The 15,382-nt window shown below is 71.8% G+C and carries 14 protein-coding genes; 3 read left to right on the top strand and 11 right to left on the bottom strand.

Features of this window, described 5'->3' with window-relative positions:
- Window positions 1-399: 399 nt before the first annotated feature.
- The 7 genes from pheA to C6N31_RS06165 form a co-directional block, all read right to left on the bottom strand.
- On the bottom strand, window positions 400-1,326 hold the full coding sequence (gene pheA / locus C6N31_RS06195) for a prephenate dehydratase (protein WP_138351109.1): 927 nt from the start codon (window positions 1,324-1,326) through the stop codon (window positions 400-402).
- Window positions 1,327-1,353: 27 nt separating this feature from the next.
- On the bottom strand, window positions 1,354-2,652 hold the full coding sequence (gene efeB / locus C6N31_RS06190) for an iron uptake transporter deferrochelatase/peroxidase subunit (protein WP_138351108.1): 1,299 nt from the start codon (window positions 2,650-2,652) through the stop codon (window positions 1,354-1,356).
- Window positions 2,649-4,532, bottom strand: a complete 1,884-nt coding sequence (locus C6N31_RS06185) for a copper resistance protein CopC (RefSeq protein WP_138351107.1) — start codon at window positions 4,530-4,532, stop codon at window positions 2,649-2,651. The genes efeB and C6N31_RS06185 overlap by 4 nt, the downstream gene beginning before the upstream one ends.
- 11 nt (window positions 4,533-4,543) lie before the next feature.
- Complete coding sequence (locus tag C6N31_RS06180) at window positions 4,544-5,026, bottom strand: copper chaperone PCu(A)C (RefSeq protein WP_138351106.1); 483 nt, start codon at window positions 5,024-5,026, stop codon at window positions 4,544-4,546.
- Window positions 5,023-5,667, bottom strand: coding sequence for an SCO family protein (locus C6N31_RS06175; RefSeq protein ID WP_138351105.1), 645 nt, complete (start codon window positions 5,665-5,667; stop codon window positions 5,023-5,025). The genes C6N31_RS06180 and C6N31_RS06175 overlap by 4 nt, the downstream gene beginning before the upstream one ends.
- Before the next feature lie 154 nt (window positions 5,668-5,821).
- A complete protein-coding gene (locus tag C6N31_RS06170) occupies window positions 5,822-6,544 on the bottom strand; it encodes a YcnI family copper-binding membrane protein (protein ID WP_138351104.1) in 723 nt (240 codons plus the stop codon).
- A 109-nt stretch (window positions 6,545-6,653) separates the two neighbouring features.
- The gene (locus C6N31_RS06165; protein WP_232484877.1) at window positions 6,654-7,436 is read right to left on the bottom strand and encodes a hypothetical protein; all 783 of its coding nucleotides are present in this window, start codon (window positions 7,434-7,436) and stop codon (window positions 6,654-6,656) included.
- 205 nt (window positions 7,437-7,641) lie between these two features.
- Here C6N31_RS06165 and C6N31_RS06160 point away from each other — a divergent pair, with 205 nt between their 5' ends.
- On the top strand, window positions 7,642-8,085 hold the full coding sequence (locus C6N31_RS06160; RefSeq protein ID WP_138351102.1) for an ATP-binding protein: 444 nt from the start codon (window positions 7,642-7,644) through the stop codon (window positions 8,083-8,085).
- Window positions 8,086-8,106: 21 nt separating this feature from the next.
- On the opposite strand, the gene C6N31_RS06155 is transcribed toward C6N31_RS06160, so the two are convergent.
- The 3 genes from C6N31_RS06155 to C6N31_RS06145 all read right to left on the bottom strand — a co-directional run bounded on the left by C6N31_RS06155 (window position 8,107) and on the right by C6N31_RS06145 (window position 11,877).
- Window positions 8,107-8,652 carry an ArsR/SmtB family transcription factor gene (locus C6N31_RS06155; RefSeq protein ID WP_187144942.1) on the bottom strand — a complete coding sequence of 182 codons (546 nt, stop codon included), beginning with the start codon at window positions 8,650-8,652 and terminating at the stop codon, window positions 8,107-8,109.
- An 81-nt stretch (window positions 8,653-8,733) separates the two neighbouring features.
- The gene (locus C6N31_RS06150) at window positions 8,734-10,185 is read right to left on the bottom strand and encodes an aminopeptidase P family protein (RefSeq protein WP_381584494.1); all 1,452 of its coding nucleotides are present in this window, start codon (window positions 10,183-10,185) and stop codon (window positions 8,734-8,736) included.
- A gap of 147 nt (window positions 10,186-10,332) precedes the next feature.
- Window positions 10,333-11,877 carry a PP2C family protein-serine/threonine phosphatase gene (locus tag C6N31_RS06145; protein WP_198357227.1) on the bottom strand — a complete coding sequence of 515 codons (1,545 nt, stop codon included), beginning with the start codon at window positions 11,875-11,877 and terminating at the stop codon, window positions 10,333-10,335.
- A 579-nt stretch (window positions 11,878-12,456) separates the two neighbouring features.
- Between C6N31_RS06145 and C6N31_RS06140 the strand changes: the two genes are divergently transcribed.
- Together C6N31_RS06140 and C6N31_RS06135 are read left to right on the top strand one after the other, a co-directional pair.
- Window positions 12,457-13,143: a bifunctional DNA primase/polymerase gene (locus tag C6N31_RS06140; protein ID WP_138351098.1), complete on the top strand. Its 687-nt coding sequence runs from the start codon at window positions 12,457-12,459 to the stop codon at window positions 13,141-13,143.
- 219 nt (window positions 13,144-13,362) lie between these two features.
- Window positions 13,363-14,010, top strand: a complete 648-nt coding sequence (locus tag C6N31_RS06135) for a hypothetical protein (protein WP_138351097.1) — start codon at window positions 13,363-13,365, stop codon at window positions 14,008-14,010.
- 269 nt (window positions 14,011-14,279) lie between these two features.
- Here the strand turns inward: C6N31_RS06135 and C6N31_RS06130 are convergent, their stop codons facing one another.
- Entirely contained in the window at window positions 14,280-15,242 is a 963-nt protein-coding gene (locus C6N31_RS06130; RefSeq protein WP_138351096.1) for a DUF5926 family protein, read from the bottom strand.
- Between the last annotated feature and the right edge of the window lie 140 nt (window positions 15,243-15,382).

Raw genomic sequence — 15,382 nt, 5'->3', positions numbered from 1 at the left:
CCTTGTGGAGAACGGGAGTTGGGAGGGGGTGCGGACCCGAGTTATCCACAGGTGGATGGGGATTCTTTTCCTTTGTCCACAGGTTGTGTGTGCGAACTGTGGAAGACGGAGTTGATCGTTCCGGACGCCCGGTGCTCGGCGAAGGATTCCCGGTCCAAACCCTCTTAACACTCACTTTCGAGTGAGAAGTGTTCCCCCTATAGAGTTGATCAGAGGAATTGGGCTGACGAAGGGTGACCTGGGCCACTGTGGACGGGCTCGGTGCCTGTGTGCCGATTTGTCGACTAGGTCAGATTGGTCTGTCGACTTATCCCCAGTTATCCCCAGGCTGGACCTCGGGCCTGTGGATAACTCAGTGGACAACTACGGGGACACCGGCGGGCCGCCTTGGAGGGCAGCTCAGCCCCGCCCGTCCAGCGCCCGGCCCAGCCAGTCGGCGGCGTCGGTGAACTCGCTGTCGGTCGTGCCGGGGCGTACCTGGGGACGGACCTCGTCGGCCCGCGGGTACGAGCCCAGGAACCGGACCTGCGGGCAGATCCGCTTGAGCCCCATCAGCGCCTCGCTGACCCGCCGGTCGGTGATGTGCCCCTCGCAGTCCACCGAGAAGCAGTACCGGCCGATGCCCTCGCCGGTCGGCCGGGACTCGATGCGCACCAGGTTCACACCGCGCACCGCGTACTCCTGCAGGAGCTCCAGCAGCGCGCCCGGGTGGTCGTCGCCCAGCCAGAAGACGGCCGAGGTCTTGTCCGCGCCGGTCGGCGCCGCCGGGCGGGCCGGGCGGCCGACCAGGACGAAGCGCGTCGCCGCGTTCTTCGCGTCATGGATCTCGGTGACGAGCGGTTCGAGACCGTACGTGGACGCCGCGAACTCGCCCGCGAACGCGCCGTCGAACCGGCCCTCCTGCACCAGCCGCGCCCCGTCCGCATTCGACGCCGACGACTCCCACAGCGCGTCCGGCAGCTGGGCCCGCAGCCACTTGCGCACCTGCGGCTGGGCGACCGGGTGGCCGGTCACCGTCTTCACGTCCTTGAGCTTCGTGCCCGGCCGCACCAGCAGCGCGAACGCGATCGGCAGCAGGACCTCGCGGTAGATCATCAGCGGCACGCCGGTCGCCAGCTCGTCCAGGGTGGCGGTCACGCCGCCCTCCACCGAGTTCTCGATGGGCACCAGCGCCCCGCCGGCCTCGCCGTTGCGCACGGCGTCCAGCACGGCCGGCACCGACACCATCGGGACCAGCTCCCGGGTCGCCGCCTCGGGCAGCGTTCTGAGCGCGGCCTCGGTGAAAGTGCCTTCAGGACCCAGATAGGTGTAGCGGCTAGCCGACATACCGTCACCCTAATGCGCCGGACGGGTTCACGACTCCAGCAGCCGCTGCCCCACGTACTCACCGGGGCCCGGCGCGCCGGGGACCGCGAACAGGGCGCTCGACTCATGGCGCAGAAAGCGGGACAGCCCGTCCCCGCGGTCCAGTTTCCGCTGTACGGGGACGAATCCCCGCTGCGGATCGGCCTGCCAGCAGACGAAGAGCAGACCGGCGTCCGGGGTCCCGTCGGAGCCGATGCCGTCGTGGTACGAGAACGGCCGGCGGAGCATCGCCGCTCCGCCGTTCGAGGCAGGCGCCGCGACCCGGATGTGCGCGTCGCCCGCGATGGCCGGCGCCCCCTGGGCGTCCCGCTTGTCCAGGTCCACCGGGGTCGTCCCGGTACCGCCGGACAGCGGTGAGCCGTCCGACTTGCGGCGGCCGATCACCTTCTCCTGCCGCTCCACGGACAGATGGTCCCAGGAGTCGAGCAGCATCCGGATCCTGCGCACCACCGCGTACGAGCCGCCCGCCATCCACTGCGGTGAGCGGGCCGTGCCGCCGGCCGGAACGAAGATCCGGCGGTCGAAGTCCGGGTCGGTGGGCTTGGGGTTGTTGGTGCCGTCCACCTGGCCCATGAGATTGCGGGACGTCATCGGCCGCGGGGTCGCGCCGGGTGTGCGGTTGAAGCCGTTCATCTGCCAGCGCACCCGGGCGGTGTCCCCCGCGGCCTTCTGCAGCACGCGCAGGGCGTGGAAGGCGACGAGCGCGTCGTCGGAACCGATCTGCACCCACAGGTCGCCGTTGCTGCGGGCCGGGTCCAGCGCGTCCGCGGAGAACGGCGGGAGCGGCGCGAGGGCCTGCGGCGCCCGGTCCTCCAGACCGGTCTTCGGGAACAGCGAACCGCCGAACCCGAAGGTGACGGTCAGCGAGTTCGGGCCCGCGTCGTAGGCGATCTGGTCGTCGCCGGTCTCCAGCCGGCCGCCGATCAGCTGCTCGGCCGTCGCCGACCAGCGCCTGAGCAGCGCCGCGACGTTCTTGCGGGTCTGCCCCGCGGTGAGATCGAAGGCCACCAGATGGCCCCGGGCCTGCTGCGGGGTGGTGATGCCGGCCTGGTGCGCGCCGTCCCGGAAAGGGACGCCGGTCGCGCCGACCGAGGCCGGCGTCGCCGGCTCGTCCCGCAGGGCGGCGGCGCCGAAGGCCCCGCCCGCGCCGCCGACGACCAGACCCGCCGCGCCCGCGGCTCCTGCGGTGCCGAGCAGCCGTCGCCGGGTGAGGTGCCGCCCGGCGGGGAGCTCGTCGGCGGCGCGCTCGTCCGTGGTCCGGTGTTCGGTCGTCCGCTGCTCGGTCATGACGTGATCTCTACGTTCTTGGTCTCGGTCACCTGGTCGATCTCGGAGGTCCGCACGGTGACGGACACCTCCCACGTTCCGGCCATCGGCAGCTGCACCGAGGCCGCGGTCCAGTGGCCGACGTCGAGGTGCTGCAGCGGTACGGGCAGCGGGCCGATGTTCTTGGCCTTGAGGGTGAATTCGAGCTTCACCTCGGGCACGTCGACCGGCACCGGATCCGCGCCGGAGATCAGGACGTGCACCTCGTTCTGGCCGACCCGGCCCGGATCGATGGTGATCAGGGCCTGGCCCTTCCCCTTGGGGCCGCCCGTGTCGTACGGGATGCGCACGCTGAGCGGCAGCCCGGAGGAGGAGGTGGCGGGGGCGGGCGCCGAGCCGGTCTTCGCCTGCGCCGCGCGGCCCGGCTGGGTGCCGGTGAGCAGCGTCGTCACGGCGAGGACGACCACCGCGACCACGACCTCGGCCAGCACGGACTTGCGCAGCCCGCTGCGTTCGAGGTCGGCCTCGCGGGTGCGCTTGGCCTGGGTCCTGTCCCGCGCGGTGCGCTGGAGCCGCAGTTGCGCCTGGCGGGCGGGGTCGGTGGACGAGCCGGCCACGACGCGTTCCGGCCGCTTGACGGCCGCCGCGGCGGTGACGGGGACGGCGGGCGCGCCGAGCCGCGCGGTCCAGCGGCGCGACAGCCAGGCCAGCTCGACGAGCAGGACGACCAGGCCGATCTTGACGAGCAGCAGCTGCCCGTAGGAGGTGGAGACGAAGGCGTCCCACGAGCCGAGCTGCCGCCAGGACTGGTAGATGCCGGTCGCGACCAGCGTCGTGACCGCCGCGAAGCCGATGCGGGAGAACCGCTGGACGGCTTCGCGTTCGATGCCGAGCCCCGCCACCAGGGAGGTCAGCAGGGCGGTCAGGCCGCCCAGCCACACCGCCATCGACAGCAGGTGCACGACGTCGACCGGCATGGCCAGGGCGGACTGGATGCCGACGGAGGCGTGTTCCGCCATCGCCCAGGTCGCGGCGATACCCGTCGCGATGACGCCGCCGCCGATGCCCAGCCCCCAGGCGAGGTCGGCGCGCTCGGCCCGCTCGCTCTCGTTGGCGGGCGTTCCGCGTTTGGCGTACGAGCCGAACAGGACCGCCAGGAAGACGGCGGCGGCGGCGAGCAGCAGCAGTCGGGACAGCAGGGCGGCGCCCGGCCGGGTGTTGAGGACGTCGCGCATCACGCCGAGGTCGAACGCGTCACCGAGCCCGCTGCCGTTCACATATGGCCCGCGCAGCATCAGCAGCGCGATGGTGGACGCGACGAGCGCGACCCAGCCGCCGACCGCGATCCGCTGCATGGGGCGCAGCAGCGCGCCGCGCGGCCAGCACACGGCGAGGAAGACGGAGGAGCCGACGAGCAGCGCGTACCCGGCGTAGGCGATGTAGCGCCCGATGCCGTAGAGGACGCCCGCGGCGCCGCCGCCGACGGCCTGGTCCTGGTCGGCGAGGACGACGGTGGTCTTGGAGGGGGCGCCGACGGAGAACGTGAAGGCGCCCGCGACCGGGTGGCTGTCCTCCGAGACGGCCTTCCAGGCGACGGTGTAGGTCCCGTCGCCGAGTCCGGCGCGCAGCGCGACCACGGCGGTGGAGCTGTTGCCGTTGGCGTGCTGTGGCGTGCCGCTGTCCACCCGGCCGCCGGCCGGGTCGAGGACCCGCAGCGAGTCGGCGGACAGCAGCACGCCTTCGGAGAAGGTGAGCAGCACCTGCTGCGGCGCCGTCTTGACGACGGAGTCCTCCCCGGGGTTGGTGTTCACCAGCGCGGCATGCGCCGAAGCCGGGGCGGCGGCCCCGAGCACGACGGCGAGCAGGGCGCCCAGTACGACCAGCGCACGCCTGATGGTCATCGTTGCTCCCCTCAGTCCTTCGGCCGGTAGCCGGTCGGCTCGACCGGCACGGTGACGCCGATCGGGCCCGCCTCGGCGAAGTGCAGTTCCATGGACACCTTGTCGCCGGCCACCGGCTTGTGCGTGAGTTCCCTCAGCATCAGATGATTTCCGCCGCTGCTGAGCGTAAGCCGCCCGCCCGCCGGGACGGTCAGGGAGTTCACCTTGCGCATCCGGTTGTCGGTGGTGGTGTGCAGGGTGATGTCGGCGGCCAGGTCGCTGCTGACCGAGGTGAGTTCCGCGTCGGTGTCGCCGGTGTTGGTGACCGTGAAATACCCGGCGGCCATGTCGGCCATCACCGGCTGCGGTATGTACGCCCCGCTCACCGCGAGCTTCGGCCCCTTCGTCCCGGCGTGTGCCGAGGCGTCGGACGCCGAGGAACAGCCGGCGAGCGCGAGGCAGCCGCCGAGGGCGACGGTGGCGATCAGGGCATGGGCGGGCCTGGGGCGCCTCACGGTGCCTCGCTCCTGATGAGCTTCGGCAGGTCGGCGGCGAACTCGTCCGAGGTGGTGCCCGACATGTAGAGCACATGTCCCTTGTCGTCCTTCGGCCAGAAGGCCAGGACCTCGGCGCCGTGGGTGACGGTGATGCTGCCGTCCTTCTCCGTCACCGGCTTCTCGATGCCGACGCCGACGGATTTCGCGGCCTTCTGGATCGTGCCGAAGTCACCGGTCAGGCCGATGAAGTCCTTGTCCTGGGCGGCCAGCCACGAGCCGAGGCGCTGCGGGGTGTCGCGTGCGGGGTCGGTGCTGACGAACACGACCCGCAGTTTCTCCTGGTCGGGCTTGGACATCCGCGACTTGGCGATGGCGAGGTCGCTCATCGTCGTCGGGCACACGTCCGGGCAGTGGGTGTAGCCGAAGAAGAGCAGAACGGGCCGGCCCGCCGTCTCCTTGACCAGGTCGTACGGCTTGCCGTGGGTGTCGGTGAGGGTCAGTTGCGGCTTGTTGAAGGGGGCGTCGAGGAGGGTGCCCGGCTTGGACGCCGCTCCGGAGACGACCGCGAGCGGTTCCTTGGAGTCGCCGCTGGAGGCCCCGCATCCGGCGAGGGCCGCGACGGCCGCCAGGGCCACGCCGATCTTGATCGTTGTACGCATGAAGTTTCCCGGGGAGTGCGATGGCGGGGCCGGGCGGCCGTACGGGCCGGCGGCGTACCGATGCGACGGCGTACCGGGACTCGCGGGGTCCCGGCACCACGTACGGAGCATCGGACGTGCCGACGACGTGCCTTACGGCCGCCCGGCCGGTGCGTCAGGCGGAGGTGCGGCGGCGTCCGGCCAGGACACCGAACGCGACGCCGATGACGCCGATGACGATTCCGGTGATGCCCAGGATCCGCGCGGTCGAGTCACTGCTGTCGGAGTCGGCGGCCGCGGCGGTCGTGGTGTCCTTCGCCTTGGCGTCGGCGGCGGGGGCCGCGGCACCGTGGGCGTCCGTCGCCGCCGCGGTCAGCTTCAGCGCGGGCGCCGGGTTGGCCGGCTCGGCCGCGCCGGCCTTCTCCTCCTCGATCCAGCGGACGACCTCGTTGTTCGAGTACGTCTGGAGGGCCTTGAAGACCAGCTGGTCCGTGTCGTCGGGCAGCGGCCCGAACGAGACGGGGAACTGCTGGAACTGGCCGGGCTCGATCGTGCCGCCGCTCCAGGTGATCTTCGTGACGGCCTCGGTCACCGTCTTGCCGTGCATGGTCATGGGCTTGGCGAGCTTGGTCTTGGTGACCTCCACCTTCCAGCCGGGCACGGCCTGGGTGGAGACGGACGCGATCGGGTGGTCCGCCGGCAGGTTCACTTCGACCTTGATCGTCGAGGCGTTGTCCCGCTCGTTCGGGACCTTGAACGCGACGGTGCTGTAGCCGCCCTTGGGGGCGCTGCTGGGCGTGACGGAGACATGGGCGAAGGCCGGAACGACGGCCATCAGCAGCGCGGAACCGGTGAGCGCGCCGACGGTGGTCAGGCGGCGCATGCGGGAACTGTTCATGAGAGGACTCCACGGTGAGTGGTGAGGGAAGGGCCGGCGCGTATGCGGAACGCGCGAGACCGCCGTCCCCGTGGACCGGTGGGAACCGGACCGGTGGAGACCGCTCGCGTCAGACCGCCAGGGCGTAGGCCGGTGGCCCGCGCCGCGGCAGGCTGTGGCGCAGCCGTACGCTGCGCGCCGATCCCCGCCCGGTGGCGAACCGGCGGGGCCGGAGCGCGGCGAGCCGGTCGTCGGCCGCTCCGGCTACCAGGACGCGCACCAGCGCGACGAGTACGCCGCGCAGCACGTCGGCCGACAGGCTCACCAGCCGCCACAGGGCGGCCTCGCCGCGCCGCAGCAGCCATCCGACGGCCAGCGCGGCGAACAGGTGCGCGAGCAGCATCGGCAGCGAGTACGCCATCGCCGCGTGCATTCCGGTGATCCCGGTGTCACCCGTTCGAGTGACGGGGCTCATGGACATCGCCGACGCCGGGTCGATGCCGGCGTCGCGGACGATCCGTTCCGCGCTCTGCTGCGTGAGGGCCGCCGACGAGGTGTGGCTGCCGCACAGCAGCCGGCCGGCCAGCGCCAGGACACCGGCGGAGCCGTCCCGGCCCGTCGCGGGGTCCGTGCAGGCCTGTCCGGCGCCGAACACGGCGTGCAGCGCGAGCTGCCCCAGAGTGAGCGTCGTGGCGATCCCCCGGAGCGACCGTTCCCGCCCGGCCAGCGGCGCGGCCACGGCGAAGACCACGAGGGACCCCACCACCAGCGCGCCGGCCGGCACCCCGTGACGGGACGCCAGTCCGTGCCCGGCCGCGGACAGCACGACACAGACCGCGGTGAACACCGCGGCCCGCAGCAGTCGCAGCCCGGCGCCCGCGCGCACGGGGGAAACGGAGGATGGGGATGCCATGACGGGCGTCATCCTCTCACCGCCGGGAACCGGCGCATACGGGGGGTGTCCGGCTTGCGGGGGTGCGGGCGAGTCGCCCTTTTACACCTGTACGCCGGGGTCCCACATCCGCCGAATGAGCGGCATCACGTCAAGAGGACGCTTACGGGGCGCAATTCGTGGCTATAGGTATCCGTAAGTCGAGCCGCGGCCTGGAGGCTGGAGCATGAGCATCTGGTGGTCTCTCCACTTGCGGCGCGAGGCCGCGAGCGTTCCGCTCGCCCGACGACTGCTGCTGGGGACGATGCAGACCGCCGGTGTGGACCCGGAGATCTGTTACGACCTGTCGGTGGCACTGTCCGAGGCCTGTGCGAACGCGGTGGAACACGCGGGCGAGGGTGACTACAGCGTGACGGCGCGCATCGACGGCGACCGCTGCCGTATCGAGGTCGCCGACTCCGGCCCGGGCTTCGCGCCCGACCGGCCACGTCACCAACTCGCCCGGCCGCTGGCCCTGAAGGGCCGGCATGCCGAGGACGGACGGGGACTGTTCCTCATCGAGGCGCTGGTGGACCACGTCCACTTCCACAACCGGCCGGGCCACGGCGCCGTGGTGACGATCGACAAGGTCCTCAAGTGGCGGGACGACTCGCTGCTCAAGGCGTCCTGAGCTGAGGGAGATCCTCCGGCGCTAAGGGGCGGCGGGGTCTTCCTCGGCCTGCTCTCCGGCCTCCTCATCGGCCTGCACGAGGAACGCCATCACCGTGGCGCCGAGCAGGACCGAACCGGGGGTGTGCGGGGCGCGGGCGGCCTCGTGCAGGTCGGCGAGGAGCTCCGCCATGCGCGTGCGGAAGGTGTCCCAGGCCTCGGGCGCGACCCACAGTTCCGCGTCGGAGGTCACACCGTCCTGCCCGGGTGCCCGGCGGGCGGCCCGGTCGCGCAGGTTGTGCGCGAGCGCCTCGGCGAGCAGCGGGGCGCCGTCCTGCCGGTTGGACAGCGGGGTGCCGTGCACGGTGCGGTAGCGCCGTTCCCTGCCGCCCCGGTGGGAGCGGACCTCGGTGAGCTCGACGAGTCCTGCGGCGTCCAGCCGGCGCAGATGCTGGCTGGCCAGCGCGTGCGAGATGCCCAGCTCCCGGGAGAGCTCCGCCGCGGAGAGCGGGGCGGCCCACATCAGCGACAGCATGCGCAGCCGTACCGGATGGGCCAGGGCGCGCAGCGCGGGGTCGGTTGTCGTCACGGCGGCCAGTAAACCGCCCCGGGTGCCGTATCGCGGCGCCCGAGGCGGTTCACACAGGTCACGCATGCCGAGCTCTGCGTGTCAGCCCTTGAGGCCGGCCATCCACGCCTCGACCTCGTCGGAGCGGCGCGGCAGCCCTTCCGACAGGTTCCGGTTGCCGTCGGCGGTCACGAGGATGTCGTCCTCGATGCGGACGCCGATGCCGCGGTACTCGGCCGGCACCGACAGGTCGTCCGCCTGGAAGTACAGACCGGGCTCGACGGTCAGCACCATGCCGGGCTCCAGCACGCAGTCCACGTACGTCTCGGTCCGCGCGTGCGCGCAGTCGTGGACGTCCAGGCCGAGCATGTGGCCGGTGCCGTGCAGGGTCCAGCGGCGCTGCAGGGCGAGCTCCAGGACCCGCTCGACCGGGCCCTCGACGAGGCCCCACTCGACGAGCTTCTCGGCGAGCACGCGCTGCGAGGCGTCGTGGAAGTCGCGGTAGGCGGCGCCGGGCTTGACCGCCGCGATGCCCGCCGACTGCGACGCGTAGACCGCGTCGTAGATCTTGCGCTGGATGTCGCTGAACCGGCCGTTGATCGGCAGGGTCCGGGTGACATCGGCGGTGTAGAGGCTGTGGGTCTCCACACCGGCGTCCAGGAGCAGCAGCTCGCCGGAGCGGACCGGGCCGTCGTTGCGCACCCAGTGCAGGGTGGTGGCGTGCGGTCCTGCCGCGCAGATCGAGCCGTAGCCGATGTCGTTGCCCTCGACGCGGGCCCGGAGGAAGAACGTCCCCTCGATGTAGCGCTCGGAGGTCGCCTCGGCCTTGTCCAGCACCTTGACGACGTCCTCGAAGCCGCGGGCGGTGGAGTCGACCGCCGCCTGCAGCTCGCCGATCTCCCACTCGTCCTTGACCAGCCGGAGCTCGGAGAGGAACTCCTTCAGCTCGGCGTCGCGCTCGGCGGTGACCTTGTCGGTCAGCGCGCCCTCGACGCCCGCGTCGTAGCCGCGCACCACCCGTACGGGTCCGGTCGCCACGGCCAGCTTCGCGACGACCTCGCGGACGTCCGAGCACGGCAGGCCGAGCAGCTGGGCGCCCTCGGCGAGGCTGTTGCGGCGGCCGGTCCACAGCTCGCCCTGGCCGTCGAGCCAGAACTCGCCGTTCTCGCGGCTGGAGCGGGGGAGCAGGTACGCGGTCGCGTCGTGCCCCTGGCCGCCCTTGGCGGGCTCCAGGACCAGGACGGCGTCCTGCGTCTGGTCACCGGTGAGGTGGACGTACTCACTGGACGCGCGGAAGGGGTATTCCGTGTCGTTGGAGCGCGTCTTGAGGTTGCCCGCCGGGATGACCAGCCGCTCGCCCGGGAAACGGGCGGACAGCGCGGCCCGGCGGCGGGCGGCGTGGGGCGCCTGGGCGATCGGCCGCAGGTCGTGCAGTTCGGTGTCGGCCCACTCGGACTTCATCAGCTCGGCGAGCTCGTCGGAGACCTCGGGGTAGAGACCGTTCTTACGCTGCTTGATCGGCTGCTCTTCGGCCGCTTCGACCTCTTCGGACACGTCCTGCCTCCTCGCAATAGACCGATCCATCGTATGTGCGTACGGAAGGCCGGTTACAGAGGGCTTAGGTCACGAAGTGCGGCAAAGCGGACCTGGCGGGTTCTGGCGGGTCCAGGGGGGTCCAGCGGGTTCGGGGGGATGGGGGGCTCAGTCGAAGCGGACGACGAGCAGGACGACGTCCTCCGCGCTGTCGAGGGTGTCGAGCCCGTCCGGCAGCACGGTGCGCAGCACGTGGTCGGCGAGCAGGTCCGGGTCGTCGCGGGTGGCGCGCGGCGCGCTCTGGGCGGCGGCGTGCAGCCGGGCGAGCGCGCGGTCCATCGGTTCGCCGGTGCGGTGCAGCAGGCCGTCGGTGTAGAGCAGCAGCGTTTCTCCGGGCTCCGGCCGGACCTCGACGCTGGGAGCCTCCCAGCAGCTCAGCATGCCCAGCGGGGCCGACAGCGAGGTCTCGACGTACTCGATCCGGTGGTCGCCGATGATCAGCGGCGGGCAGTGTCCCGCGCCGGCCAGGACGAGCTTGTGCTGATCGGGTTCCGCGTACGCGAACAGCGCGGTCGCCGAACGGGCGGGCTCGGTGAGCCGCAGCAGCAGCTCCAGGTCGGACAGGACGGCGACCGGGTCCTCGCCCTCCATGACGGCGTAGGCCCGCAGCGACGCCCGCAGCCGGCCCATCGCGGCGACCGCGCTGGGACCGGAGCCGGTGACGCCGCCGACCGCGAGGCCGAGCGCGCCTTCGGGGAGTGGCAGCGCGTCGTACCAGTCGCCGCCGCCCCGCGGCCCGGTGTCGTGGCGTACGGCCATCCGTACGCCGGCGACCCGCGGCAGCCGGGCGGGCAGCAGCTCCTCGGCGAGGGTGGCGAGGGTGCCGCGGGCGCGGCTCAGTTCCAGCTGGCGGGCGATGTGTTCGGCGGCGTACCGGCCGTAGAGACCGACGAGATGGCGCTGGCGTTCGACCGGCGCGGCGGGTTCGTCGTACAGCCAGACGGCCGCGCCGAGGTGGCCGGTCCGCTCGGTGGTGAGCCGCAGCGCGTAGCTGGCGTCGAAGCCGAGGTGCGCGGCGACCTCGCGGTGCCGCGGGTCGAGGCCGGGCTCGTGGGGCAGATCGGGGTGGATGATCTCGTCGCGGCCCGCGGGACGGTCGCTCTCCGTGGCGCCGGACGCGTTCGCGGCAGCGGTCGTGGGTGTCGTCACGGGCGTTGTCGTGGGCGCCGAGGTGTCCGCGGGCGCGGTCCCGTCCGGGCCGTCCCCGGTGCCGGTGGGGCCGCCGGGGATGGCCGCGCCGGCGGTGCTGCCGGTGCTCTCGTCGGTGCCGTCGAGCAGGATCCCGTAGGAGGCGGCGCCGTGCGGCACGGTCTCGATGGTGCCCAGGTCGGCGTGGCCGAGGCCGAGGCCGACGGTGGTGTCGGGACCCAGCCGGTCGGCGGGTTCCAGCACGAGCAGACCGCGGCGCGCACCGACCAACGCGGCGCCGGCCCGCAGCACTTCCCGCAGCGCTTCGTCGAGGCCGGTGGTGCGCGCGAGGCGTTCGGTGAGCTCATGGAGTGTGGTGAGATCGGAGATCCAACAGGCCAGCCGGTCCTGGACGGCGGCGAGCCGATCCACGGGGCGGCATTCGGCCGCAGGGGCGGAAGTGTGTGGCGCGGCGGGAATGGGTGGCTTGGTTCCGGCCACTTTTGGCACCCGGGTGGTGCTCATGGCCGACGGCTTCCCGTGAGATCACGGCCTGCGCGACGAACAGTGCTATTTGTCGGCGATTCAGGATTTTTGCCGACTCGCGTGCGGGGCTTGATGAAGCAGGTCAATTGCGTCAATAGCATCGCAAACCCCCATATCGTGCTGCGCCGCTACCAGGTTTCCACTTGTACACGCCTGATCGTGGGCATGTCCAGGATTGTGCTGGTAGAAGGAGTGGTGTCGTACTCCGAAAGCTTGGCCGAAAATGACCACACCCGAAGACAATTGACGGTCGACTGATGCCGTCCAACAGCGCGTCATATTCACGGTGGTGGGTAGGAACCCGGTGTCTGGCTCCAGCGTCCTACTAGTAGATGACGGCCGGCCTACCCCCGAGTGGCGGGGTGTTCCCACCCCCAGCGGAACCGCACAGCGCGGCATACAGAGCAGACAGAACAGCAAGCGCCATGCGTGCGCCACCCCTCGCCACGTTCCACGCTCGGCTAGCAGCGTGATGCGCTGCCTTGTAAGCGGTGTGCTCGAGATTACGTTGTGTCATGGGCAGATCCTCTGAGCGTTAACGGAAAGGAACTTTGCGCTATGCGCGAGATCCTCGGAAGGCGACGCAAGCTCTCGTTCCGGTGGAGAGGCCAGTCCGCGCTGCTCAGCGCGGTTCTCACCTACACGGAACAGTGGAAATGGCCGGTGGTGCCCGGTGTCGGGCACGACCGCCGCGGTTCCTGGCGGGCGGCGGGGGCGCAGCCATGCGCCTGCCCACGCCCGGACTGCCCCGTCCCCGGCGTGCACCCGCACGATCCCGGACTCATGGCGGCCACCCGCGACCCGCGCATGGTGCGCTGGTGGTGGACGGCCCGCCCCGACGCGCCCGTGGTGCTCGCGACGGGCGACCGCGTCTCGGCGGTCAGCCTGCCGGCCGTGGCCGGTGCGCGGGCCCTGGACACCCTCGACCGGCTGGGCGTCCGGCTCGGCCCGGTGGTGGCCACCCCGACGCGCTTCGTTCTGCTCGTCGCCCCGTACTCCCTGGAGGAGTTGGGCGAGTTGCTCGATTCCCACGAATGGGTGCCCAGCTCATTGCGCTATCACGGGGAGGGCGGCTACGTGGCGCTGCCGCCGTCGAGCAGCAGCGGGGGACAACTGCGGTGGATCCGGCCGCCGGTGGTCGACGACGGCGCCACGTCGCCGTGGCTGCCGAGCGTGGCGCTCATCGTGGACACCCTCGTCCGCGCGGGCCGGACGGCACCGGACGGAACGCACCTCACGTACTGAACGCACCTCACGTACTGACGGGACACGCCTCCACGTGATGAGGGGGCCGGGGAGAGGCGCTCGTCGGCCCGGTCCGGCGGGCTCTCGGCGGCGTCACTCGTTCGGGTAGCAGCAGGGGGCCGTTGCCCGGTATACGGGGCAATGGCCCTCTTTTCTGCGTGATGGGCCCGATATGTTCGGCGCACCGCACCAGCCGCAATCCTTGACAGGTGGAACCCGATGGAGCGCGCTCCGAATCTGCGCATGATCGCCCTCACCAGTGTGATCGCGCTGGCGGTGGTGCTGCCGTTGGCCGCCGCCACGGCGGGTCCCTCCGGCCCCGCGGGTCCGCCGGCCCGCGCCGCACGGAGCGACAGGCCGCAGTCCGTGCCAGGGGTGGCGGACGGTACCGGCGCGGGGACCGTCGACGGCCTGCTCCCGGGGCTCGGGCCGGCCTCCGGCGGTTCTTCGGCCGCAGGTAACGCTCCAGGGCCGTCCGGGGGCTCGGCTGCGGGTCCGGGCGCCGGCTCCGGCGCGCTGCGGCCGGTCGCGGCCTGCGGGCCCCAACTCACCTCGCCCGAGGGCGTCCAGGCGCAGACCTGCACCATCGCCGTAGGCGGCGACACCTGGGCCCGTACGTACTACCGGAACGGGACCGGCGGCCCGCTCGGCGGAGTGCTGACCCTGATGCGCCCCGACGGCCGGACGGTACGGGTGGAGTGCTCCGTCGGGGCGGGGAACGGTCCCGGTTCGTGCGAGACGCCGCGCGAGCGGACGGTGAAAGCGGTTTCGCCGGATGACGGCACGGCGGAGATCTACAGCGCTGTTGCGGAGTTCGCTTCGGCGGGAAGTGAGCGAATGCTGCTACGGGCCGGTAGCAATCGGTAGCAATAGCTGAACAGAAAATCAGCCAATGTAGATCAACTTCCGGACATCGCCTGGTGAGGGGCGGATCCGGGCATGGCAAAACCCGGTCGCTGGCGACGGGGGATGCACCAGCGACCGGGCTGTTTAAACGGTAACAAGAATTCTTCCGTACGCAAATTCGCGAGAAGGAGCCGGAAGCCGTAATTGCCGGTGGGCAGGCGGAGTTGTGACCGGAGTCACTCGTTCCGCGGCGGCCCGCCGCAGTGCGGGCCGCCTCCGTTCCGCCCGGCTCAGCTGAGCGTGATCTGCCGGTTCATGAAGCCGCTGCGGGCGCGGCGCTCGTCCCCGGTCAGCGGCGCGGTCGCACCGAGCGCCTCCAGGAGCCGCTCGCCGAACGCGGCGGCCGGCTTCTCGACCTCGTCCGCGCCCATGCCCACCGGCAGGTCCCACACCGGCACGACCAGCCCGTGCGCACGGAACGAGCCGACCAGGCGGGTGTTGTCGCCGAGCGAGGACGCCCCGGCGGCGTGCAGCCGCGCCATGGCGTCGAGGAGCTGCTCCTCCGGGTGCGACATCACCCAGCGCAGGTGGTTCTTGTCCGGCGTCTCGCACCAGTACGCGGCGTCCACACCGGACAGCCGGACGGTCGGGATCGCCGCGGCGTTGGCGCGTTCCAGCGAGGCCGCGATGTCGCCGGAGGCGTCACCGGCGTTCTCCAGCCAGAACTCGAAGCCGGTGTGCACCACGGGCTCGAACGGCGCGTCCAGGTCCAGCAGGTCCTGCATGCGCGGGCCGTCGCCGTCGGTGCGCGCGCCCTCGACGGGCGAGCCCGGCTCGGCGGTCAGCGCGCGCTGCAGGATGTCGGCGAGACCGCGGCTGAGGTCGCCGGAGGCCGTGTCGTTCTGCAGGCCCAGCAGGACCTTGCCGCTGTCGCGGCGCAGCCCCGGCCACGCCATCGGCAGCACGGTCGCCAGCGTCAGCGACGGCACGTCGGCGGGCAGCCCGCCCTTGAGCGTCAGCTCGACGGTGGCGGCCGGCACCAGCTCGCGGAGCGCCACCCAGTCGCATTCGCCGGGCAGCCCCTCGAAGGGCCGCAGGACCAGCTCGGTCACCGCGTGCGAGGCCTCGCGGCCGTGGCACGCCTTGTACCGGCGGCCGGAGTTGCAGGGGCACGGCTCCCGCGCGCCGACTACTGGGATCTCCCCGTCGACGATCTGCGGGGCATTCGTCTTCGTCGGGCGCTTCTTGGCCATGGCTCGATCTCTCCCGGTACGGCTACGTTTCGGCCGTGAGCCTAGCGCTCGCCGGGCCCCCAGCCGGAAACGCGCGGGGGAAACCTTCGACGGATCCGGGAAAGAGCGGCGAACAATCGCCGTCAGAACGCTGCCTCGCG

The organism is Streptomyces fildesensis, from assembly GCF_016107395.1.
Classification (GTDB): Bacteria; Actinomycetota; Actinomycetes; order Streptomycetales; family Streptomycetaceae; genus Actinacidiphila; species Actinacidiphila fildesensis.
Note: the sequence above shows the minus strand (reverse complement) of the source record. Positions and strands in the feature narration are given on the sequence as shown.